Below are 21,996 nucleotides of genomic sequence, written 5' to 3' on the forward strand. Positions count from 1 at the left end.
AAAACCGGGCGGTGCGCCCGGTTTCGAAGTTGTCACTGTAGCTCTACCCGTCGAGAACGCCGCTGCGTTTCGAGTATCTAGCGTTGGGCAGAGATGAGACGCGTCCAGCCGCGCTCATCGTTCGTTACGCCCTTCTGCAGGCTGACGAGCTGCTGGCGCAGTTCTGATGTCAGCTTGCCGGTCTGTCCGTCTCCGACCAGGAACTCGCCGCCGGCGTGCCGAACCAGGCCGATGCCGGCGAGGACCGCAGCCGTGCCGCAGGCGAAGGCTTCGACGAGCTTGCCGCTTGCTGCATCAGCCTGCCATTCTTCAAAGGAGTAGGGGCGCTGCTCGACGCGCAGGCCCTTTTCTTCGGCGAGTACGATGACCGAGGCGCGGGTGATGCCCGGCAGGATCGTGCCGCCAAGCGGCGGGGTCACGACCGATCCGTCTTTCATCACGAAGAAGACGTTCATGCCGCCGAGTTCTTCGACCCAGCGATGTTCGGCTGCATCGAGGAAGACGACCTGGTCGCAATCCTTCTTCGCCGCTTCAGCCTGCGCCACGAGGCTGGCCGCATAGTTGCCGCCGCATTTTGCGGCACCGGTGCCGCCGGCGGCTGCACGCGTATAGGCGGTCTCGACCCAGAGGGAGACAGCCTTCGCGCCGCCCTTGAAATAGGCGCCGACTGGGGAGGCGATGATGCAGAAGATATATTCCTGGGCCGGGCGAACGCCGAGGAACGCCTCGTTGGCGAACATGAAAGGGCGAAGGTAGAGGCTGGCGTCTCCGGAGGGGATCCAGTTCTTGTCGACGCGAACCAGTTCTTCGACGGCCTTCAGGAAGAGTTCTTCCGGCACGGCGGGCATTGCCATGCGGGCTGCCGACTGCGCGAAGCGGCGGGCGTTCTCTTCGGGCCGGAAGAGCAGGATGCGGCCATCCTGCGCCTTGTAGGCTTTCATGCCTTCGAAGATTTCCTGAGCGTAGTGGAGGACGGCGCTTGCAGGGTCGAGTTCCAGCGGGCGGCGCGGGGTCACCTTGGCATCGTGCCAGCCCTTGTCGGCAGTCCATCGCGCCAGGACCATATGATCCGTGAAGACCTTGCCGAAGCCGGGCGTTTCCAGTGCCCGGATGCGGTCGGCGTCGGAGACGGGAGACTTGTGGAATTCGATTTTGATTTCAGGAGAGGTCGACGTCGCAGTCATTGCTGGCACCTTGATAGTCCATTGAATAATGGCCGGCACACTACTGCCGCCGGGCCGGTTTTGGAAAGGTCTGAATCGGCCGGTTTCTGCTTTTGATCAAAGGAATAATCGCCTGATGTGGCGAACGTTCACGCAACGAGGCAGGCCATTCGGTTCGGCTGCGTGAAATCTCGAACGGCAGCCCAATCGGCACCATGGCTCTGGAATACAGGACTTCCAAACTTGTCACAGTGACAAGAAAATAGGTCAGCATTATTGACATAAATTCCACAGCATGGTGAGCTGCTGACATTATAAAAAATACGAGGAAACCCCATGCTGAACTGGGACAATATGTTTGCGACGCGCTCTACAAGGATGCGCGCTTCGGAGATCCGCGAGCTTCTGAAACTTCTCGACCGGCCGGATATCATCTCCTTCGCTGGCGGCATTCCTGACCCGGCGCTGTTTCCGGACAAGGAGTTCAAGCAGGCCTATGCGGATATTTTTGACAGCTCGGCCGTCAATTCAGCGCTGCAATATTCGGTTTCCGAAGGCTACAAGCCGCTGCGCGAGTGGCTCATCAAGCAGACGGCGGGCCTCGGCATTCCCTGTGCGCTCGACAATGTCTTCATCGTCTCCGGTTCGCAGCAGGGCCTCGATTATCTCGGCAAGCTGTTCCTGTCGCCCAACGATACGGCGCTGGTCACCTGGCCGACCTATCTCGGCGCTCTGCAGGCTTTCAACGCTTACGAGCCGTCCTACGACCAGTTGACGCCCGGCGGCAACCGCACGCCGGATTCTTACCGCGAGGCCGCGGCGCAGAAGGGCGGCAAGGTGAAATTCGCCTATCTCTCGGCCGATTTCTCCAATCCGACCGGCGAGACCGTCGACCGCGATGGCCGCGAGAAGGTTCTGAAACTTGCCGAAGAGCTCGACATCGCCGTCATCGAAGACGCTGCCTACCAGTCGCTGCGCTATGAGGGTGATCCGATCCCGCCGATCCTGGCGCTGGAGATTGCCGAGAAGGGCCATATCAACGATACGCGCACGATCTATTGCGGCAGCTTCTCCAAGACGCTGGCGCCGGGCCTGCGCGTCGGCTTCATCGTTGCCAATGCGCCCGTCATCCGCAAGCTGGTGCTGATGAAGCAGGCGGCCGACCTGCATTCTTCGACGATCAACCAGATGGCGATTTCGGAAGTCGCCGAGCGCGGCTTCGATGCGCAGGTCGCCAAGGTCAGGGCGGTCTACAGCCAGCGCCGCAACGCCATGCTGGCAGCGCTCGAAAAGTATATGCCTTCGGGCACGAGCTGGACCAAGCCGGAAGGCGGCATGTTCATCTGGGTGACGCTGCCAGAGGGCATGGACGGCGCCAAGCTGCTTGCCAGGTCCCTCGAAAGCGCCAAGGTCGCCTTCGTGCCGGGCCAGGCCTTCTTTGCCGATGGTTCGGGCGCCAATACGTTCCGCGTCAGCTTCTCCTGCGCCAACGACCAGATGATCGATGAGGGCATCAGCCGTCTCGGCAGGCTGATCGCCAGCGAGATCGGCTGATGTGACTTCAAGCCTATAAAATTAGGGTTGGGCGGCGATCAGAAGATCGTCGTCCAGCCTTCGTTTGCGGTTTCACTCTTGCCGTAGCCGACACGGTCGGCGACCGCGCCATCGGCATTGATGAGGATGATATCGCCGCCTTTGTTGGCGAGCTGCGGGCCGCCATTCTCAGGATCGAGCGTAATGGTGCGGAATTCGCCCGAGGCGAGCGAGCCCGTCAATTTCTGCCGGCGGCCTTCGCCATCCTCCAGCGACCAGCCTTCGATCGACATCGCCACATCCGAGCGATTGATGAGCGTCACAGTCTCGTCCTCGGTGCCGTCAGGGTGGTTCACCGGGTTGATCATGGCGGCAACGATGCGCAGCGACGAGGCGACGATCGGCTGCGGGCGGCGCGTGCCTTCGCCGCGGCCCTGGCCGCCTCTGTTGTCGCCGACAGGGTGGCCGGAGATAGCATCCGTATTCCAGTTCTGCGACTGGAAGCCGAGGAAGATCGCCGCCCAGTGATCCTCATCAGAAAAATGGATCAGCAGCGCGCCGTCCTGATTGGGCGCATTGGTGGCCCGGAAGCTGCCGCTGTCACCCTGATTCATGTGGATGTCGTGGATGCCATTGCCGGGCTCGAAACCGAAATACTCGTCCGGCTTGTTGTTTTCCGGTCCCCAGGCCTCGCCGAAGGCATAGAAGTGGATGGACTTGTCGGCGATGCCTTCCTGCACGATGGGTTCGATGAAATCTCGCAGGTCGTTCTTCGGGCCGTCGAGCTGGAAGGGCGCGACATTCATATCCTCACGCTCGATCATGCCGCCGCGCACATAGTCGATCGCCAGATCCTGCCGGTCGCCTCTGATGTCGGTGAGGCCCATCGGCAGGACGGCGAGCTCGGCCGTCAGTGTCTCATGCTGGAAATCCATGACATTGGCGTAGAGCAAGTCGTGCGGCGATTCCTTCGAGCGCACGTTCATGGCGATGCGATAGCTGACGCCACCGGCTTCGATTCGGATTTCGATATGCGGGTCGTTGTCGTCGTCAAGGGCGAGCGCCGAAGCCGTACCCTTCAGCACCTTGTAATTCCGGAGCATAGTGAACCTCGTGGTGGGGGCAGGGGTTCACGATAGCATAGCGGAAATGCATCTTTTGTGACGCTAATTTTCCGCCATGCAACGCTTTGGAGAGCTTACTTCTTCACATGCGGGGCGAAGAGTTCCAGGTCGGCTTCGCTCAGCCGCTCATTGGCGGTGTTGAGCTGGTGCCAATAGGGGTAGATGACCGGGGGCACGCTGACATCGTCGAGGCGCTTGCGCTCCTCATTCGAGAGCTTGAGGTCGGCGGCGGCGAGGTTGTCCTTGAACTGGGCTTCGGTACGTCCGCCGATAATGACGGAGGTCACCGCCTTGCGGCCGATCAGCCAGGCAAGTGCTACCTGCGCTGCGGAAACGCCGCGTTCCTGCCCGATCGCCACCAGCGTCTCGACGATGTTCCAGAGGCGGTTTTCGTCGCGGATCGGCGGTTCGGTCCAGCCGGCGAACTGGCGGGTGCCTTCAGGGGCGGCGGCATTGCGGCGATGTTTGCCGGAGAGCAGGCCGCCGGCGAGCGGGCTCCAGACGAGCACGCCGAGGCCCTGGTCGATCGAGATCGGCAGCAGTTCGTATTCGGCGTCGCGGGCTTCCAGCGTGTAGTGGATCTGCTGGCTGACGAAGCGCTGGTACTTGTATTCATTGGCGATGCCGAGCGCCTTCATGATGTGCCAGCCTGAATAGTTCGAGCAGCCGACATAACGCACCTTGCCCTGCTTGATCAGAGTGTCGAGCGCTTCCATCGTCTCTTCGAGCGGCGTCTCACCGTCCCATTCATGGACCTGATAGAGGTCGATGACATCGGTCTTCATGCGCTGGAGGCTTGCCTCACATTCGCGGATCAGGTGATAGCGCGACAGGCCGCGATCGTTCGGGCCATCACCCATGCCGAAGCGGGCCTTGGTGGCAAGCAGCACGCCGTTGGGGCGCTTGCCGCCGAGCACTTCGCCGATGATGCGCTCGGATTCGCCGGCGGAATAGACATTGGCGGTGTCGATCAGGTTGACGCCAGCATCGAGGCAGATATCGACCATGCGGCGGGCTTCCTGCACACCGAGGTCACCGACTGTCTTTGCCCAGCCGACGCCGCCGAAGGTCATCGTGCCCATGGTCACGGTGGAAACTTTAAGGCCGGAACGGCCGAGCAAACGATATTCCATTGAAATTCCTCCTCATGAAAATGGCCTGATTGACGTACCGCAGCAAAGCTCGCCGTCAAACGGCAAGGTGTTCACGCCTGCGTGATTTTACCCTTTCGCCGCCGCTCGCGCGAGGAGAATAGCCGACTGATTTCGACGCGAGCGCTGGGAGCTTCCGGGACAAGCGCTATTTTTTGCCCGCGACGCGCGGGTCATGTCTGCCGCGAGTACTGGCTGGCTTCGTTCCATCCTGCGCGATAGGGCACGGACGAAGCCTGAGCTTTCATTTCTGCCAACCGCTTCGAGCAGCGCCTGGCGAGTGGGCCTGCAGGACTCGGCGGTGAGCAATCCCAGTTCCAATAGCGAGCCTTGTTGCGGGGCAAGGTAAAGACGGATCGGCGTGCGGAGCTGTAGGTGATTCAATCTTAAGTTCATATGGTTTTGCTTTAGACCCGCTGGAAAAAATGCGTGTTTTTGTGGAGAAGGAAGATGAGAAGGTGCGGCCGCTCAACTGGCATAGACGACTAGGTTGAAGCTACCTTGCCCTGTCACATCGGTGTTAAACGCCCCTAATAAGGGAGGGACATCGCAATCCGAGGATTCCTTCCATGAAAACTCTAGTTTCCGCCGCAGCCCTTCTCGCCGCGAGCCTTTTCGCCATCCCGGCTTCGGCCGCAAACCTCGTTCTCTACACCAGCCAGCCGAACGAAGATGCGCAGGCGACCGTCGACGGCTTCATGGCCGCCAATCCCGATATCAAGGTCGACTGGGTACGCGACGGCACGCCGAAGATCATGGCGAAGCTGCAGGCTGAAATCCAGGCCGGCAACCCGGTCGCCGACGTTCTGCTGATCGCCGATGTCGTGACGCTCGAGCGCTTGAAGGAAGACGGCAAGTTGCTCGCCTACAAGTCGCCGGAAGCTGCCAATTACGACGCCGCGCTCTTTGATGCCGACGGCTACTACTATTCCACGAAGCTGATCACGACCGGCATCATGTACAATACGTCGGCTGCCATGAAGCCGACGAGCTGGAAGGACCTCGCCAAGCCGGAAGCCAAGGGCCTCGTCACCATGCCGAGCCCGCTTGCTTCGGGTGCAGCTCTCATTCACGCCCAGACGCTGGCCGCCGTTCCGGGCCTCGGCTGGGATTTCTACAAGTCGCTCGCCGATAATGCGGCTGTCGCCTCCGGCGGCAATGGCGTTGTCCTGAAGTCTGTCGCCTCTGGCGAGAAGGCTTACGGCGTGGTCGTCGATTACCTGCCGATCCGAGAAAAGGCCAAGGGTGCTCCGGTCGAGTTCGTCTTCCCGAGCGAAGGCGTTTCGGCCGTCACCGAGCCGGTCGGCATTCTCGCCAGCGCCAAGAACGTCGACGCTGCCAAGAAGTTCGTCGATTATGTTCTCTCCGAAAAGGGCCAGGAAGGCTTCCTGAAGCTCGGCTATATCCCTGCTCGTAACGGCATGAAGCTGCCCGCGGGCTTCCCGGCACGCGACACGATCAAGGTTCTGCCGGTCAATGCTGCCGAAGCCCTGAAGAATACCGACAAGGATCTGAAGACCTTTACGGATCTCTTCGGTTCGAAATAATAGACCCATGCAGGGCTATGTACGTCCAGGAAACAGCCAGCCCGTCTGGCTGTTTCCTTTTATTGTCTCGGTGGTTCTCTTCCTTAGCGTGCTGCCCTTGGCGCGGCTCGCGGTCGTCGGCATTTCCGCCTTCGCCAATGGCGGCGTCATGGTGGTTCTGTCCGATCCGATGGTCTGGTCGGCGGTCTATTACACCATCGTCACGGCGATCCTCGGCACGATCATCTCGCTCGCCATCGGCTGCGCTTTCGCCTATCTGCTGACGCTGACGGATATTCCGGCCAAGGGGCCGCTCAGCTTCTTCTTCGTGCTGCCGATGATGATCCCGCCGCAGGTGACGGCACTTGCCTGGGTGCAGATGTCGGGGCCGTCGAGCCCGCTTCTGAAGGCGCTGCATATCGCCCCGCCGCTCGGCTCGCCGCAGCCGCTCTATTCGGTCGGCGGTATTGCGCTGCTCTATGGCGTGCAGCACGCGCCGCTCGTCTATCTGGCGCTGAGGGCAGGGCTGATGACGCTGCCGCGCGACGGGGTGGAGGCGGCAAGGCTTTCGGGCGCCTCAAGCCTGCGCGTCTTTCGCGACATCATCCTGCCGCTATCGCTGCCGGGCGTTATTGCGGGGGCTGCGATCTCCTTCGTCTCCTGCACCGGCAATTTCGGCATTCCGGCGATCCTCGGCATTCCAGCCTCTATCTTCACGCTGCCGACGCTGATCTTTTCGAAGTTTACCGCCTTTACCGGCCGGACCTTCGGCGATGTGGCACTTCTCTCTGCCATCATCGCGCTGATCTCTGTCGCCGGCCTTGCCATTCAGGATAGGGCATTGCGTGGGCGGGACTACCGCGTCATCGGCCTTTCGGGCGCGACCGCTGCCTTCGAGCTCGGCGGGTGGAAGCTTGTTTTCTCGCCGCTGCTCTGGATCACCCTGTTCTTCATGCTGGCCGCGCCCTTCTTCGCGCTCGTCGCCGGCGCGCTTGTGCCGGCCTATGGCGTGCCGCTCACCTTCAAGACCATGACCTTCCATGCCTTCGAGGAAATTCTCTTCCGGCAGGCGGTGACGCGCACCGCCTTTATCAATTCGTTGTCCCTGGCCAGCGGGGCGGCGGTCGGCCTGCTCTTCGTGACGGTGCTTGCGGCCTATGCGCTGACGCGGCGTAAGGATACGCTGTCGCGCATCGTCTCCAGCCTCGTCGAAATACCCTATTCGCTGCCGGGCATCGTCATGGCGGTCTGCTTCATTCTGGTCTTTGCCGCACCCATCCCGGTGCTCAACGTGACACTCTACGGCACGGTCTGGATCATCCTGATTGCCTATTTCTCCTCCTTCTTCGCCGTCAGCCTGAAGCCTGTGGTCAGCGCCTTCCATCAGCTCGATCCGGCGCTGGAAGAGGCGGCAAGGCTGTCCGGTGCCGGTTTCTTCCGGCGGCTGAAAGATATCATCGTGCCGCTGATTGCGCCGGCGGCGGGTGCTTCCGTCATCCTTGTCTTTCTCATCGCCTGCAACGAGCTCACGATTTCGGCGCTGCTCTGGTCGGCGGGTACGCAGACGCTGGGTGTCGCCATCTATAATCTCGATGACAGCGGCAGTTCCGATCTTGCCTCGGCTCTCTCCGTGCTCGTCGTCTTCATGGTCGTCGCCATGATGCTGCTTCTGGAGCTTCTGGCGAAACATCTGCCCAAGGGAGTAGTGCCGTGGCGAAGCTGATCCTCAATCAGGTGGCCAAGGATTTCGGCACGGGCAGGGCTGCGGTCAGCGGCTTTTCGCTCGATGTGCGCGAGGGCGGCTTCCTGGCGCTGCTCGGCCCCTCCGGCTGCGGCAAGACCACGGTTCTGCGGATGATTGCCGGTTTCGAGACGCCGACTGACGGATCCCTCCATCTCGGCGAGCGGCTCTTGGCCGATGCCTCGCAATCGCTGCCGCCGGAGAAGCGCAACATGGCGATGGTCTTCCAGTCCTATGCGCTCTGGCCGCATATGAGCGTGGCGGACAATGTCGGCTATCCGCTGAAAGTTCGCGGCATATCGGGCTCGGCCTACAAGGCCAAGGTGAGAGAGGCACTATCGACCGTGCGCCTCGTCGATTATGCCGAGCGGCGGCCGGCCGATCTCTCTGGCGGCCAGCGGCAGCGCGTGGCGCTGGCCCGCTGCCTGGTGACATCGCCCGATGTCGTGCTGCTCGACGAGCCGCTTGCCAATCTCGACCGGCATCTGAAGCAGGAGATGGAGGAGACGTTCCGCGAGTTTCACCAGCGCTCCGGTGCAACGATGATCTATGTGACGCATGACCAGAGCGAGGCGATGGCGCTGGCAACCGATGTTGCCGTCATGTCCGAGGGGCGGCTGTTGCAGATGGCGCCGCCGGCGGAAATCTATGCGCGGCCGGAAGGGCGCATGGTCGGCGGGCTGATCGGCCGCGGCGCGATCGTCACGCTGCCGGTCATGGGCGGTGAGCGCCAGCTCGAATGGGACGAGCTGGAGGGGGTGCTGCATGCCGCCAATATCGATGGCGCCGATATTCTGGTGCGGCCGGAAGATGTCATCATCGGTAGCGAGGGGGCGCCCGCGACGGTCGAATCCGTGCTCTTCGAAGGCGAACGTTATGCCGTGAAGCTGACCCTCGGTAACGGCCAGACGCTGCGCGCCTATAGCCGCGTGGCTGTCGTGCCTGATGAGGCGGTGCATGTCGTCATCCGCGCCGGCTGGCGGCTCTGACGGACAAACGGCTTTTCGAAGCGCGTATTCGACTTTAACTGTTTTCAAGCGATTCCGGACGCAAAACCGCTGCACACTTTTGCTGGAATTGCTCTAGTAATTGGCGTCGATCCAACCGGGAATGCGTGATGTCGCTTCGCCTTGCCACTTTCAATGTCGAAAACCTGCTCACCCGCTTCGACTTCACGGGCTATCGCAACCAGCTCCGGCAGGACCGCGTCATCAAGCTCTTCGAGGTCAGCAACGAGGGCACCTACCAGCAGCTCGAGCAGGCACGGGTAATCGCGTCGACCGACGATACCAGGCAGATGACGGCGCTCGCCATCGCCGATGCGGATGCCGATATTCTCTGCCTGCAGGAAATCGACAATATGGCCGCCCTGCAGGCCTTCGAATATGGCTATCTCTACCGCATGGTCGGCAATGGCTACCGGCAGAAATATCTCGTCGAGGGCAATGACAGCCGCGGCATCGATGTCGCCGTCTTGATGCGCGAGGAAACGCGCGACGGGCAGAAGATCGAGCTTAGGGATATCAAGAGCCATGCGATGGTGACCTATCGCGAATTCGGTCTCTTCGACGAGGAGATCGGCAAGACCAACCGGCTCGACGACAAGATCTTCAAGCGCGACTGCCTGGAACTGGATTTGAGGATCGGCGGTGTGCCGATGACGCTCTATGTCGTGCATTTCAAGTCTATGGGTAATCCGCGCGACGGGCTGGACGGGCGGCAATCGACCCTGCCGATCCGCCGGGCGGAGGCGCGCGCCGTTCGCCGTATCATCGAGAACCGGTTCGGCGCAGGCCATACCGCAAGCAAGAACTTCGTCATCTGCGGCGACATGAACGACTATCAGGAGCGGGTCGACGTCATCGGCCGGCGTGGCACGGGCTACCGGTTCGAGCATCAGGATGAGGCTGAGAGCGCACTTGACGTCTTCAGCAAGGACGGGTTTGCCGAAAATGTCGTGCGCCGCCGCGAGCCGTTCGACCGCTGGACGCTCTATCATTCGCGCGGGCCGGAGGAGCAGTGGCTCTGCCAGCTCGATTATCTCTGGCTGTCGCCGGCACTTGCCGCCACCAATGCCAAGCGCATTCCGGAAATCATCCGCCACGGACAGCCCTACCGCACCATCTTCCCGCCGGGGCAGCAGGTGGAGCGTTACCCGCGCACCGGCTGGGACAGGCCGAAGGCATCCGACCATTGCCCCGTCGTCATGACATTGGATCTCTTATGACACTTCGCTTTTCAGAGACTTTTTCAGAAGACCTTTCGGCCTTTCCGCCGGAACGCACGGTATTTCCCATTGCCGGCGCCGATCTGCGCGTGCTTGAGGGGGATCATCCGCTGGTCGTCGCCAACGGGGCTGATATCCGCGAGAACTGGGAGCGGGAAATCGCTGCCAATCCGGCACTGTTCGATGGTCGGCTGGTGTTGCAGCACCGGTTGAAACTGTCCGAAGCCGGAATTGCGGGTGAGGCCTATATCGCGCCTTTCTCGGCCTTCATGTGGTGGCGGCGCCAGCCGGACCGGAAGGGCGCCATCCATCTCTTTTCCTATCCGGTGCTCGAATCCTCCGATGGGGCGCTGGTCGCTATCCGCATGGGGGCGCATACGGCCAATCCGGGTCAGGTCTATTTCGCCGCCGGCTCGCTGGAACCGGAAGATGTCGTGGACGGGCGTTGCGATATCGACAGCAATATGCGCCGCGAAGTGATGGAGGAGACGGGCCTGGATCTCGACAAGGCCATCGTCGGCGAGGGGCTCTATGCGGGTCATGTGCGCGGTTCCGTCTCGCTGTTCAAGCTCTTCCGCTTCGACATGACAGCAGACGAGATGGTCGATTTCATCGGCGCGCATATGCTGGTCGCAGAGGATAAGGAAATTGCCGGCGCGGTCGCGATCCGCTCGGCCGATCCGAAGGCACAGCCTTACAATGTCGCGATGCTGCCGATCATCGACTGGTATTTCGAGGGCAAGTAGACCTGACGCTTGCACTTGCGTGTGCTGTCGGGCAGGTTGGCGGCTCGATGACCGATTCAAGGAGGCCAGTGTGGCGTTAAGCTACAGCGTCTATGACGTGTTCACCGACACCAAACTTGCCGGCAATCCGCTGGCCGTGATCTTTGACGGCGAGGGGCTTGACGACGCGGCGATGCAGGCGGTTGCCCGCGAAACCAATCTATCCGAGACGGTTTTCGTACGGCCGGCCAACAATCCCGCCTATACGGCGCGCATCCGCATCTTCACGCCCGGCCGTGAACTGCCCTTTGCCGGCCATCCGACCGTCGGTACGGCGATTGCGCTGGCGGAGAAGGCGCATGGAGCGGGAACACTCGATCTCGTGTCGGTGCTCGAAGAAAATGTCGGCCCAGTGCGTTGCGCCGTCCGGTTGCGGGACGGCGAGGCAAGCTTCGCCGAATTCGACCTGCCGCGCAAATCCCAACAGATACCATTGCCGCTCGACAAGCTCGGCATCGCCGACGCGCTGTCGCTGAAGACCACCGAGATCGGCTTCGAGAATCACGTGCCGTCGATCTGGAGTGCCGGCGTTCCCTTCTTGATGGTGCCGGTCCATGATGTCGGCGCGGCAGAGCGCCTGGAGTTCGATCCGCAGCTCTGGGAAAAGACGGTGCCCTTCGTCGATGGCGCGCTAGCCTCGGCCTATATTTATTGCCGTGGCGGCGTGAACCATGTCGCCAAGTTCCATGCCCGCATGTTTGCGAGCGGCATGGGCATTTCCGAGGACCCGGCCACCGGCTCGGCAGCCGCCGCTCTCTCGGGTGCGATCAATCATTTCGACCGGCTGACGGACGGGCATCATCCGATCCTCATCGAACAGGGTCTGGAAATGGGCCGTCCGTCCTTCATCCACCTGCATATGGATATCGAAGGCGGCACCATTTCGAATGCCCGGATCGGCGGCCAGGCAGTGAGGATTGCGACCGGCACGCTCGACCTTTGATTTCATTGCATTTCCAGCTCCTGACAAAAAAACTTCGCAATTAACCAAAGAATTTTCGACGGGGCGCTAGACAAGCCGGACGATCCTATTTATATGCCCCGTCACACCGCGCAGCCAAGCGCGGACGGGTGATTAGCTCAGTTGGTAGAGCAGCTGACTCTTAATCAGCGGGTCGTAGGTTCGAGCCCTACATCACCCACCAAATTCTCCTTCGAAGAGAACAGAATCCAGAAACAAGGCCTTTGATGTCAAAGGCTTGCTGGCTTTTTCTGTTTTTCTGAATCCGCCGCCTCCGTTTGCGGGGAATCGGCGGTTTCCGCTTTCCAAATATTCTGCGCTTGCCCGAAGACGCCCCCGGTATTTAACTCGCTGGAGCGAAGTCCTTGCTGCGGCATCTACCGTCGCAAGCCTATCCCTGGAGGAATGGCAATGAGCGATGACAGACAGAATAATCTCGGCGAACATCGGCTGGATCAGAAAGTGCTCAATGTGCTCGGTGCCTATCACCAGCGGATCGACGAGGAGCGTGGCACTCTGCGCCAGGAGGTACCGGGCGGACGCGATGGCGGGCAGGATCAGCGGATGCGGGCTGTCGGCCCGGAGACGGGGCGGTTTCTCAACATTCTCGTCCGAAGCCTGACGGCGCCGACCATTCTCGAGCTCGGCACTTCCTTCGGCTATTCCGGCATCTGGCTTGCTGAAGCTGCGCGGGCGACCGGCGGGCGGCTGATCACCATGGAAGTGCATGGCTATAAATCCGCCCATGCGCAGACGATGGCCGAGAGAGCCGGTCTTGCCGAACATATCGATTTCCGGGTGGGCGATGCGGTTGCGATGATCCGCGAATTGCGGGGCAAGGTGGATTTCGTGCTCGTCGATCTCTGGAAGGATCTCTACCTGCCGTGCCTCGAGGCCTTCTATCCGAAGCTCAATGCGGGCGCGATCATCGTTGCCGACAACATGATTTATCCTGTGACTGAAGACGTGAAGATTTATGCCCGGGCCATCCGCACCAAGCCAGGGATCACCAGCGTGCTGCTGCCGGTCGGATCGGGGCTGGAGGTCAGCCGGTACGAGCCCTGAGTCTCAGGCGGATTTTCACCAGAGGCCGGGAAACAGCCGGTAGCTCACCTTGCGGCAGTAATCCTCATAACCGGGCAGGTCCCGGCGCAGATGGCCTTCCTCGTCGAGGAGGCGCAGGATCAGGCCGATGAAAATCAGCGGCACGATGATCAGGCCCCACAGGGAGGAGAGGGCAAGCGGAATGCCTGATGCCAGCGGCAGGACGGCGGCATACATGGGGTGGCGCACGAGGGCGTAGGGGCCTGTGGAGATGACCTTCTGGTCCTCAGAGACCTGGATGGTGGCCGAGGCAAAGGTATTTTCCCTGAGGACGAAGACGACGAACAGGAATCCTGCCGAGATCAGCAGATTGCCGAGAATGATTGCCCATACCGGAACGGTCGACCAGCCGAAGCGATAATCGAGTGCTGAAACCACGAGGAGCGCGACCATCACGATGCCGGTGAAGAGCTGGATGCGCTTCTGCACCGGTTCCGTTTCGGCGGCCGGGCCGGCGCGCATGCGCTTTTCCAGAAGTGCGGGGTCTCGATAATAGAAATAGACCGATGAGCCGGCCGACCAGGCGGCGAAATTGATGAGGAACAGCCAGCCTTGCCAATAGGCGAGGGTGCCCGCCGCCAGGAAGACAATGACGGCGAGGGCCACGAGAAACTTGGCGTTGGCTCCGGCGGCCCTGCGGCCGAGATCGGGTGCTCTTTCCTGCATCACGCTTCCCTGTGCTCATGCTCCGCAATCCACTTTGCGGCTTCGCCTTTAGAATATGCAAAGCAGACGCATGATATCAAACCATCGCCGGAGGCACGGGTACCGATCATCAGGGCAGGGGTGCTCTGTCTTGTGTGCCCTCAGGTGATTGGTCATGCTGCCCTGCGGGGAGCAAGGAGATTCGGTGGAAATGGGCAAATCCGTTGATGGTGCTGACGTGAAGACGAAGCTTTCCATCGTCGCGCCCTGCTACAACGAAGCCGAAGGCTTGAGCGAATTCTGCCGACGGGCGAAGGCGGCGGCGGAAGCCGTAGCTGGCGGCTCCTTCGAGATCATCCTCGTCGATGACGGCTCCAGCGACAATACATGGGGCGTGATATCGGGGCTTGCAGCTGACATTCCGCAAGTGCTCGGCGTTAAGCTTCTGCGCAATCATGGCCACCAGCTTGCGGCGACCTCCGGCCTTGCTGTGGCGCGCGGCGAGCGCGTGCTGCTGATCGATGCCGACCTGCAGGATCCGCCGGAACTGCTGGCCGAGATGATGGCGATCATGGATCAGGGCGCCGATGTCGTTTACGGGCAGCGCAGCGAACGCAAGGGCGAGACGAAGTTCAAGCTCATCACCGCCTCCGTCTTCTATCGGCTTCTGACGCGGCTCACCTCTATCTCGATCCCGCAGGACACCGGCGACTTCCGGCTCATGAAGGCGCGGATCGTCCATATCCTGCTCAATATGCCGGAGCGGCATCGTTTCATCCGTGGCATGGTGAGCTGGATCGGCGGCAGGCAGGTGGCACTGCGTTATACGCGCGATGCCCGCTATGCCGGGGCGACGAAATATCCGCTGCGCAAGATGATCCGTTTCGCGATCGATGCGATCACCAGTTTCTCGATCATTCCGCTGCGCGTCAGCGCCTGGATGGGCCTTATCTCGGCCGTCTTTGCGGTCGGGCTTTTGATCTATACGCTCGTGCAATGGTTCGAGGGCAATGTCATTACCGGCTGGTCGAGCATCATGGCTGCCGTATCGGCCTTGAGCGCCATCCAGCTGATTGCGCTCGGCACGCTCGGCGAATATGTCGGTCGCCTCGTGCAGGAGCATAAGCGCCGGCCGATGTTCATGATCGACTGCGTGGTGCAAGGCGAGGTCACGTCCGAATTGCCCGACGATTTCTCCGAACTTGATACCGCCAGCCGCAGGTCGGAGCTCGGCAGGCTTTCGACGGCAAGCGTGAGCGCAAAGCGGCTTGAGGCGGCTGTTGGCCGCTGATCTCGGATTGTTGCCGAACATGTTTACAAAAGTCTCGGACCTGGCGGCATTTGACCTTTCCGATCCGGCATAAGGGGCGTATGCAGACTGTATCCCTCCGCGCGGCTTGCCCTGTCGGTTCTCCCGCCTTTTCCCGCGCAATCCGGAATTCGCATTTGGCAGATCGATGACTGCAGTCCAGACGAGTGAGAATACAGATGAGGCGGCAAATGTCCGCCAGGCGAAGATCGTAGCGCTCGTCGTTGCCGTTTCCTTCTTCATGCAGATCCTCGACGGGACGATCGTGACCACCTCGCTGCCGCAGATGGCGACGAGCTTCGGTGTGCAGCCGGTCGCCATGAGCATCGGCATCACCGTCTATATGCTCACCATGTCGGCCTTCATTCCGCTTTCCGGCTGGCTCGGCGACCGGTTTGGGGCGCGGCGCGTCTTTCTCGTGTCCATTGCCGTCTTCACCGTGGCGTCGCTGTTCTGCGGCCTGTCCGGCAACCTCACCGAATTCGTCATTGCCCGTGCGGTACAGGGTGTGGGCAGTGCGCTGATGACGCCGGTCGGGCGTATCATCGTGCTCAAGAACGCCCGCAAGTCCGAGCTCGTGCAGGCGATCGCGCTGATCACCTGGCCGGCGCTGACGGCACCCGTGGTCGGCCCGGTGCTCGGCAGCTTCATCACCACCTATGCCAGCTGGCACTGGAACTTTCTGATCAATATCCCAATCGGCCTCGTCGGCATCGCGCTGGTGCTCCGCTTCGTGCCGGAACAGCGCGAGGAACGGGTCGGGCCGCTCGATATCAAGGGTTTTTTCCTCAGTGCGGCGGGGCTGACCCTGCTGCTTGCGGCACTTGAACTGTCAGTCAAAGCACAGGGCGGCTTCGTGCCCCTCGTCGTGCTGCTTGTGGCGGGCATCGTGCTTTCCGTTATGGCGACGCGGCATTTCCTGCGGGTCGACAATCCGCTGCTCGATCTGGCCGCCTTCAAGGTGCAGACCTTCTCGATGACGACGCTTTCGGCGGGTACGGCCTGCCGTGTGGCGATCAATGCGACGCCTTTCCTGCTACCGCTGCTGTTCCAGCTCGGCTTCGGCCTGAGCTCGATTGCCGCCGGCACCTATCTCCTGGTTTATTTCCTCGGCAATCTCGGCATGAAGGTGGTGACGACGCCGCTGCTGCGGTATTTCGGCTTCCGCAACGTGCTCTTCTTCAACGGCGTCATCGCCGCCGGCTCGATCGTCGCCTGCGGCTTTCTGACACCTGATACCCCCGAGGTCGTCATCTCGGCGCTGCTCCTCATTGCCGGGCTTTCGCGGTCGATGGAGTTCACGGCCCTCAATACGCTGTCCTTTGCCGATATCGGCCCGGCGCAGAGAAGTTCGGCCTCGACGCTGTCGAGCATGTTGCAGCAGATTTCCATGCTGCTTGGCGTTGCCGTTGCGGCCGCCGTGCTCAACATTTCCGCAGCGCTTCGGGGTGCCGCGGACCCTGTTCTTGGTGACTTCCGCTGGGCTTTCTTCGTGGTTGGCATGATCGGTTTTTTGTCCTGCCTGCGCTTCCTGCAGCTTTCAGCCGATGCGGGTGCCGAAGTTTCTCACCACCACCGCTTTCAAAAAAGCTGACTTACCCTCGGAACCATTTGCCTTCCTCTGCGTTAACGGCCTGATTTTCAATATCTGTGTTCGCAATTTTTTAGAGGGGCTTCCGGCCGCAGCCGGCAGAGGTCGACATTCTCGATGGCATTCTCCTTCGATCCGTCTGGCATCAGGCGTCACATCATACCAAAGGCCAGGTGCTGTTTACGCGCGCTGGCCGATGCAATACGACAGTCTCATGCAGAAAGACTCGGCGGCCTCACAGCCGGTATTGCTGCGGGAAAATGCCCGGAGGCAGAATGAGCGAGTCCAGAGGCGGTACGGGTGAAACGATCCGTATCCTCTATATCGATGACGATGAAGAGCTTGCGCTGCTGATGCGGAAGAATCTCGGTCGTCGCGGCTTTAAGCTCGAATGGGCGAGCGACGGAGCGACCGGCCTTGCGATGCTTGCCGAAGGCGGTATCGAAGCCGTCGTTCTCGATCATTTCCTGAAGGCCGAAACCGGGCTCGATATCCTGCCGCGCATCACGGCGATGCCCGATCATCCGCCGGTCATCTACGCCACCGGTTCCGGCGATACGAGCATTGCGGTCGCGGCGCTGAAGGCTGGCGCCGACGATTATGTGCTGAAGGGCATTTCGCCCGACTATTTCGACCTTCTGGCCGCGGCCCTCGAACAGGGGCTGGAACGCGCGCGATTCCGCCGCGATACGGCGCAGGCGCAGGAGGTGATCCGCCAGCAGCGCGACCATGCGGAAATGCTGCTTGCTGAAGTCAATCACCGCATTGCCAACAGCCTTGGCCTCGTCGGTGCGCTGATCCGCATGCAATCCTCCATGACCAGCGATCAGGTGGCGATCGACGCGCTTCAGGAAACGCAGATGCGCATCAATGCGATCGCCAGCGTCCACCGCCGCCTCTACACCAACCGGCAGGTCGGCACGGTGCAGGTGGATGAGTATCTGAGCAGCCTCCTGACCGAACTCGAAGCCTCGATGCGCGACGAGAAGCGGCCGCATCGCGTTGTGCTGACCTCCCAGCCGGTCAATCTGGCGACCGACAAGGTCATCACGCTCGGCCTCATCGTCAGCGAACTCGTCACCAATGCCTTCAAATATGCCTATCCGAATGGCAGCCCGGGCGAGATCAATGTTATCGTCGAGCAGGAAAGCGATGTGCTCAGGGTCACCGTCGAAGATGCGGGCCAGGGCTTTGATCCTTCCGGCCCGGCGAAGGGAACCGGCCTCGGCTCTAAGATCTTGGCCGCGATGGCCGGCAGCCTGAAATCCGAACTTGTCTACGATCCAGAGCATCGCGGCACGAAGGCGATACTGGTCTTTACAGTAAGCTGACCTGCTTTTCTGTAAGCTCACGGGGGAGAGATCATGAACACGGATATCGTCTGCACGCCCGGCGAGGTCTATGATTTCTGGTTCGTGCGCTGCAGCCGAAAGGAATGGTTCGGCTCGAGCGCCGAACTGGACGAGGAAATCCGGGCGCGATTTCGCGCAACCCACCTGTCGCTTGCCCTTGAGGTCACCGAGGAATGGCGCTCCGGTCCTGAAAGCCGGCTTGCCGCTGTGATCGTGCTCGACCAGTTTCCGCGCAACATCTACCGGGCGACACCGCTTGCCTTTTCGACCGATGGATTGGCGCTGCGCGAGGCGAAGATGGCGCTTGCCGTCGGCGCCGATCAGGCCGTCCAGGGCATTCGGCGGACTTTCTTCTACATGCCGTTCGAGCATGCAGAAGACCTCGCCGAACAGGATCGTTCGGTGGTGCTCTTTACCGCGCTCGGCGATGAGGAGTTCCGTGACTATGCGCTTCGCCACCGCGACGTGATCGCGACATATGGGCGTTTTCCGCATCGCAATGCCATTGTCGGACGAGAGTCGAGCGAGGCCGAACTGGCGTATCTGGCGCTTCCCGGCTCCGGTTTCTGAGCCGTTATCTGGAGATTCCGCCTTTCTGTCGCCTTTCTTTCCTATAAGAAGCGGTCAATTACCTGATGAGACGAATCCACGCGGGGACTTCTTGCGCTTGACACACTGGTTGCTTCGCACCGTTCTTCTGCTGTCGCTGGCTGTTGCCGGCCTGCATCTCGATGGAAAGGCCGCTTTCGCGCAGGCTACGCAGCCCGCGGCCGAGGCCCAGACGCAGGCTGTCCCGGCTCAAGCAACTGGGACCCAAGCAACTGGGACCCAAGCAACTGAGACTCAGGCGACCCCTGCCCAGGCAGTGCCGGCTGAGGCGCCCCTTGCCAGCAGCGCGCTCGATCAGGCGCTGAAGGATATCGACAAGGCGAAGAACCAGCTTGCTTCGCTGCAGGACCGCGTCAAGCAGAATGCCGATAATGACGACGCTCTGGTAGAACTTGCCGGCCAGACGGATGAACTCGGCCGCGGCGTTATCGCCACCTCTGTCAGCCTGCGCCCGCGTTTCGATCAGATCAAGAGCCGTCTGGCCGAGCTTGGCGAACCGCCGAAGGACGGGCAGCCGCCGGAAGCGCAGATCGTTACCGAGGAGCGCAATGCGCTGACATCGGAACGCTCTCAGATCAATGCCGTAACGGGTGACGCGGAAAACCTGTCGATCGCAATCACCAAGCTTTCCAACGTGATCACGGCGACGCGCCGCCAGCTCTTTGCCGATACGCTGTTCCGGCGCACCGAAATCTCCGTCTCCGTGTTTGACGATGCGACCAGCGCCTTCGTTCAGGAAGTGAGCGAGTTTTCCCAGACGTTTTCGAGCTGGATCACCTTCGTCTGGAAGTTCAAGAGCCTGTCGCTTTTTGCGGCGATCTTCCTGTCGCTCGCGACGGCCTTGATCCTGCTCTCCGGCGGCTACCGGCTTTTCGGCCAGTATCTGCGGCGCGACGTCCATGTCGAAGAACCGTCCTATATCAGCCGGCTTGCCTTTGCCTTCTGGTCGACGCTGATCCGCACGGCGGCGCTCGATGTGCTGCTGGTGACGTCGCTGATCTTCCTCGACGGCTTCAATGTGCTGCGGAGCGACATCACGCCCGTCATCGGCGCGCTCTTCGGCTCGATCGGCCTTGTTTATTTCGTCGGCCGCTTCGTCAACGCCGTCTTTGCGCCGAATGATCCGTCGTGGCGGCTGGTGCGCCTTTCGAATCTCGGCGCCCGCTCGGTCGGCTACTGCCTGATCGCCATGGCCGTCGTCAACGCGCTCGACTATCTCTTCGGCGCCATCGGCGAGGCGATGGGATCGCCGCTCGTCCTGACCGTCGTGCGCAGCCTGCTTGCGGCGCTGATCATCGGCCTCATCCTGATTGCCGTGTCCTTCGGAAAACCGATGCTGGCGAAGAATGGCGATCCCGATGCGCCGGGCCGCCACTGGCCGCGCGGCATGGCGATCCTGCTGCGCGTCTTCGGTGCGGGCCTCATCTTTGCGGCGCTTTCGGGCTACGTGGGTCTGGCGCGTTTCGTCGCCACCCAGCTCATCATCACCAGCGCCATCATCGTGACGACCTATATCGGCCTGCTGCTCGGCAAGGCGATCTCGCGGCAGGACAATTTCGGCGATACGTTCCTTGGCCGTTTTCTCGAGACCCGCTTCAAGCTCGGGCCTGTGGCGATCGATCAGGTAGGGCTGGTCGTCGGCCTGCTGATCTATGCCGTGGCGCTGTTGACGGGCATTCCGCTGATCCTGCTGCTCTGGGGCTTCCACGTGCAGGACCTGCAGCTGCTTGCCTACCGGCTTTTCACCGAGGTGCGGCTCGGCGGCATCAGCATTTCGCTCGTCGGCATCTTCACCGGCATCCTGCTCTTTGCCGGCGGTTATCTCGCAACGCGCTGGGTGCAGAAGTGGCTGGACAGCAATGTCATGGCGCGCAGCCATGTCGATCTCGGCGTGCGCAATTCGGTCAAGACGGGCATCGGTTATCTCGGCGTCGGCGTGGCGGCGATCTTCGGCATCTCGGCGGCGGGAATCGATCTTTCCAACCTTGCGCTCGTTGCCTCGGCGCTGTCGGTCGGTATCGGTTTCGGCCTGCAGAACATCGTTTCCAACTTCGTCTCCGGCCTGATCCTGCTCGTCGAGCGCCCCTTCAAGGTGGGTGACCATGTCGTTTCGGGAACGGCCGAAGGCATCGTCAAGCGCATCTCGGTGCGCGCGACCGAAATCGAGACCTTCCGTAAGCAGTCGATCATCGTGCCGAATTCGGAGCTCATCAACGGGCTCGTCGGCAACTGGACGCATCGCAACAAGCTCGGACGTTCGGAAATCCCTGTTTCCGTCAGCTATGAGGCCGATCCGCGCAAGGTGATGGATATTCTGCTGGAACTGACGGCGGCCGTGCCGCTGATCCTGCGCAATCCGGAACCGCATGTCGAGTTCCTGCGCTTCGGGCCTTATTCACTTGATTTCGAGCTGCGCTTCTTCCTGGCTGATATGGGGGATGGCCTGACGGTGCGCAACAATCTGAGGATCGAGATCCTCAGGCGCTTCAAGGCGGAGGGCATCGAGATCCCGCTGCCGCAGAGTGATCTGACCATTCATCGGCAGGCGAATGCGGATGCGGAAAAGGTGCTTGTCCAAAAGCCTGATGAGCCCGAGGAGGCCACGGCTGAAGACGAGGTCAAGGAAATAGAGACGGTAGAAGACGAGCGGCCGGTGCGCCAGTTGCGCAGCAAGACGGCGGACGGCAAGCTCAAAGGCTGAACGGGTCATTCAGCGCTCATTCACGGGTCTTGCGCTATAACCTCAGGCAATCGATCGCTGCCGGGCAGCGACGAGCGCTCCAGGGGAGGGCGTATAGCCTATGTCGCATACCGTGACACGATCCGCAGTCGCATTTCTTCTTCTCCTTTCCGCAGCACCTCTGGCGTTCGCCGCCTCCGTTACCAACAAGGATGATGCAGCCGTGGTGCTGACTGTCACCGAAGGCGGCAACCGCGTGGAAGTCGTCGTGGATGCCGGCGCATCCGAACGGGTCTGCCCCTCCGGTTGCTTCATGACGACGCCTGATGGCGACCGTATCGGGCTTTCCGGCGACGAGACGATCGAGATCGTCAAGGGTTCCGCCGTCATCAAGTGACGGCGGCTTCGGCCCGGCCACTATCGATTTTTATGAATTTTTGAGCCTTGCGGCTTTTGACGCTTGTCTATTTGCGCCTCGTCGCGGCAAGCTTTTCG

Annotated in this window: 19 protein-coding genes and 1 tRNA gene; 15 read left to right on the forward strand and 5 right to left on the reverse strand. The window is 61.1% G+C overall.

The window, feature by feature from the left end; genetic code table 11:
- Positions 1-77: 77 nt before the first annotated feature.
- Both ACR9ZQ_RS10300 and ACR9ZQ_RS10305 read right to left on the reverse strand, forming a co-directional pair.
- Positions 78-1,184 (reverse strand): branched-chain amino acid aminotransferase, encoded by a 1,107-nt coding sequence (locus tag ACR9ZQ_RS10300; RefSeq protein WP_481427710.1) that lies wholly within the window; start codon positions 1,182-1,184, stop codon positions 78-80.
- Positions 1,185-1,224: 40 nt separating this feature from the next.
- A complete protein-coding gene (locus ACR9ZQ_RS10305) occupies positions 1,225-1,437 on the reverse strand; it encodes a hypothetical protein (RefSeq protein ID WP_481427711.1) in 213 nt (70 codons plus the stop codon).
- 62 nt (positions 1,438-1,499) lie between these two features.
- On the opposite strand from ACR9ZQ_RS10305, the gene ACR9ZQ_RS10310 reads away from it, so the two are divergent.
- Entirely contained in the window at positions 1,500-2,717 is a 1,218-nt protein-coding gene (locus ACR9ZQ_RS10310) for an aminotransferase-like domain-containing protein (RefSeq protein WP_481427712.1), read from the forward strand.
- A 38-nt stretch (positions 2,718-2,755) separates the two neighbouring features.
- Here ACR9ZQ_RS10310 and ACR9ZQ_RS10315 read toward each other — a convergent pair whose 3' ends face one another.
- Positions 2,756-3,799, reverse strand: coding sequence for a DUF2278 family protein (locus ACR9ZQ_RS10315; protein ID WP_481427713.1), 1,044 nt, complete (start codon positions 3,797-3,799; stop codon positions 2,756-2,758).
- 95 nt (positions 3,800-3,894) lie between these two features.
- Positions 3,895-4,953: an aldo/keto reductase gene (locus tag ACR9ZQ_RS10320; RefSeq protein ID WP_481427714.1), complete on the reverse strand. Its 1,059-nt coding sequence runs from the start codon at positions 4,951-4,953 to the stop codon at positions 3,895-3,897.
- A 587-nt stretch (positions 4,954-5,540) separates the two neighbouring features.
- Here ACR9ZQ_RS10320 and ACR9ZQ_RS10325 point away from each other — a divergent pair.
- The 8 genes from ACR9ZQ_RS10325 to ACR9ZQ_RS10360 all read left to right on the forward strand — a co-directional run bounded on the left by ACR9ZQ_RS10325 (position 5,541) and on the right by ACR9ZQ_RS10360 (position 13,276).
- Positions 5,541-6,518 (forward strand): ABC transporter substrate-binding protein, encoded by a 978-nt coding sequence (locus ACR9ZQ_RS10325; RefSeq protein ID WP_481427715.1) that lies wholly within the window; start codon positions 5,541-5,543, stop codon positions 6,516-6,518.
- A 7-nt stretch (positions 6,519-6,525) separates the two neighbouring features.
- On the forward strand, positions 6,526-8,220 hold the full coding sequence (locus ACR9ZQ_RS10330; protein ID WP_481427716.1) for an ABC transporter permease: 1,695 nt from the start codon (positions 6,526-6,528) through the stop codon (positions 8,218-8,220).
- Positions 8,208-9,227 carry an ABC transporter ATP-binding protein gene (locus tag ACR9ZQ_RS10335; protein ID WP_481427717.1) on the forward strand — a complete coding sequence of 340 codons (1,020 nt, stop codon included), beginning with the start codon at positions 8,208-8,210 and terminating at the stop codon, positions 9,225-9,227. The genes ACR9ZQ_RS10330 and ACR9ZQ_RS10335 overlap by 13 nt, the downstream gene beginning before the upstream one ends.
- Before the next feature lie 128 nt (positions 9,228-9,355).
- The gene (locus tag ACR9ZQ_RS10340) at positions 9,356-10,465 is read left to right on the forward strand and encodes an endonuclease/exonuclease/phosphatase family protein (RefSeq protein ID WP_481427718.1); all 1,110 of its coding nucleotides are present in this window, start codon (positions 9,356-9,358) and stop codon (positions 10,463-10,465) included.
- Positions 10,462-11,211 (forward strand): NUDIX hydrolase, encoded by a 750-nt coding sequence (locus ACR9ZQ_RS10345; protein WP_481427719.1) that lies wholly within the window; start codon positions 10,462-10,464, stop codon positions 11,209-11,211. The genes ACR9ZQ_RS10340 and ACR9ZQ_RS10345 overlap by 4 nt, the downstream gene beginning before the upstream one ends.
- Before the next feature lie 70 nt (positions 11,212-11,281).
- Positions 11,282-12,193, forward strand: coding sequence for a PhzF family phenazine biosynthesis protein (locus ACR9ZQ_RS10350; protein WP_481427720.1), 912 nt, complete (start codon positions 11,282-11,284; stop codon positions 12,191-12,193).
- 126 nt (positions 12,194-12,319) lie between these two features.
- Positions 12,320-12,395: transfer RNA gene (locus ACR9ZQ_RS10355), tRNA-Lys, on the forward strand.
- A 227-nt stretch (positions 12,396-12,622) separates the two neighbouring features.
- Positions 12,623-13,276 (forward strand): O-methyltransferase, encoded by a 654-nt coding sequence (locus ACR9ZQ_RS10360; protein WP_481427721.1) that lies wholly within the window; start codon positions 12,623-12,625, stop codon positions 13,274-13,276.
- A gap of 15 nt (positions 13,277-13,291) precedes the next feature.
- On the opposite strand, the gene ACR9ZQ_RS10365 is transcribed toward ACR9ZQ_RS10360, so the two are convergent.
- Positions 13,292-13,981, reverse strand: a complete 690-nt coding sequence (locus ACR9ZQ_RS10365) for a methyltransferase family protein (RefSeq protein ID WP_481427722.1) — start codon at positions 13,979-13,981, stop codon at positions 13,292-13,294.
- 190 nt (positions 13,982-14,171) lie between these two features.
- On the opposite strand from ACR9ZQ_RS10365, the gene ACR9ZQ_RS10370 reads away from it, so the two are divergent.
- The 6 genes from ACR9ZQ_RS10370 (at position 14,172) to ACR9ZQ_RS10395 (ending at position 21,898) form a co-directional block, all read left to right on the forward strand.
- Entirely contained in the window at positions 14,172-15,251 is a 1,080-nt protein-coding gene (locus tag ACR9ZQ_RS10370) for a glycosyltransferase family 2 protein (RefSeq protein WP_481427723.1), read from the forward strand.
- Between the two features lie 166 nt (positions 15,252-15,417).
- Positions 15,418-16,863: an MFS transporter gene (locus ACR9ZQ_RS10375; protein WP_481427724.1), complete on the forward strand. Its 1,446-nt coding sequence runs from the start codon at positions 15,418-15,420 to the stop codon at positions 16,861-16,863.
- 272 nt (positions 16,864-17,135) lie between these two features.
- Positions 17,136-18,191 carry a sensor histidine kinase gene (locus ACR9ZQ_RS10380; protein WP_481427725.1) on the forward strand — a complete coding sequence of 352 codons (1,056 nt, stop codon included), beginning with the start codon at positions 17,136-17,138 and terminating at the stop codon, positions 18,189-18,191.
- Between the two features lie 33 nt (positions 18,192-18,224).
- The gene (locus ACR9ZQ_RS10385; RefSeq protein ID WP_310387482.1) at positions 18,225-18,782 is read left to right on the forward strand and encodes a DUF924 family protein; all 558 of its coding nucleotides are present in this window, start codon (positions 18,225-18,227) and stop codon (positions 18,780-18,782) included.
- A gap of 91 nt (positions 18,783-18,873) precedes the next feature.
- Positions 18,874-21,522, forward strand: coding sequence for a mechanosensitive ion channel domain-containing protein (locus ACR9ZQ_RS10390; RefSeq protein ID WP_481427726.1), 2,649 nt, complete (start codon positions 18,874-18,876; stop codon positions 21,520-21,522).
- Positions 21,523-21,622: 100 nt separating this feature from the next.
- On the forward strand, positions 21,623-21,898 hold the full coding sequence (locus ACR9ZQ_RS10395; RefSeq protein WP_113323317.1) for a hypothetical protein: 276 nt from the start codon (positions 21,623-21,625) through the stop codon (positions 21,896-21,898).
- The last annotated feature ends 98 nt before the right edge of the window (positions 21,899-21,996 follow it).

The organism is Rhizobium sp. KNZ14-9A (assembly GCF_056755015.1).

Bases quoted from the DNA above. Each gene is read 5' to 3' on its own strand.
- ACR9ZQ_RS10360 (WP_481427721.1), top strand. From the start codon at position 12,623: ATGAGCGATGACAGACAGAATAATCTCGGCGAACATCGGCTGGATCAG.
- ACR9ZQ_RS10310 (WP_481427712.1), top strand. From the start codon at position 1,500: ATGCTGAACTGGGACAATATGTTTGCGACGCGCTCTACAAGGATGCGC.
- ACR9ZQ_RS10325 (WP_481427715.1), top strand. From the start codon at position 5,541: ATGAAAACTCTAGTTTCCGCCGCAGCCCTTCTCGCCGCGAGCCTTTTC.
- ACR9ZQ_RS10395 (WP_113323317.1), top strand. From the start codon at position 21,623: ATGTCGCATACCGTGACACGATCCGCAGTCGCATTTCTTCTTCTCCTT.
- ACR9ZQ_RS10305 (WP_481427711.1), bottom strand. From the start codon at position 1,437: ATGCTGACCTATTTTCTTGTCACTGTGACAAGTTTGGAAGTCCTGTAT.
- ACR9ZQ_RS10370 (WP_481427723.1), top strand. From the start codon at position 14,172: ATGGGCAAATCCGTTGATGGTGCTGACGTGAAGACGAAGCTTTCCATC.
- ACR9ZQ_RS10320 (WP_481427714.1), bottom strand. From the start codon at position 4,953: ATGGAATATCGTTTGCTCGGCCGTTCCGGCCTTAAAGTTTCCACCGTG.
- ACR9ZQ_RS10375 (WP_481427724.1), top strand. From the start codon at position 15,418: ATGACTGCAGTCCAGACGAGTGAGAATACAGATGAGGCGGCAAATGTC.
- ACR9ZQ_RS10300 (WP_481427710.1), bottom strand. From the start codon at position 1,184: ATGACTGCGACGTCGACCTCTCCTGAAATCAAAATCGAATTCCACAAG.
- ACR9ZQ_RS10380 (WP_481427725.1), top strand. From the start codon at position 17,136: ATGAGCGAGTCCAGAGGCGGTACGGGTGAAACGATCCGTATCCTCTAT.
- ACR9ZQ_RS10385 (WP_310387482.1), top strand. From the start codon at position 18,225: ATGAACACGGATATCGTCTGCACGCCCGGCGAGGTCTATGATTTCTGG.
- ACR9ZQ_RS10330 (WP_481427716.1), top strand. From the start codon at position 6,526: ATGCAGGGCTATGTACGTCCAGGAAACAGCCAGCCCGTCTGGCTGTTT.
- ACR9ZQ_RS10315 (WP_481427713.1), bottom strand. From the start codon at position 3,799: ATGCTCCGGAATTACAAGGTGCTGAAGGGTACGGCTTCGGCGCTCGCC.
- ACR9ZQ_RS10340 (WP_481427718.1), top strand. From the start codon at position 9,356: ATGTCGCTTCGCCTTGCCACTTTCAATGTCGAAAACCTGCTCACCCGC.
- ACR9ZQ_RS10365 (WP_481427722.1), bottom strand. From the start codon at position 13,981: ATGCAGGAAAGAGCACCCGATCTCGGCCGCAGGGCCGCCGGAGCCAAC.
- ACR9ZQ_RS10345 (WP_481427719.1), top strand. From the start codon at position 10,462: ATGACACTTCGCTTTTCAGAGACTTTTTCAGAAGACCTTTCGGCCTTT.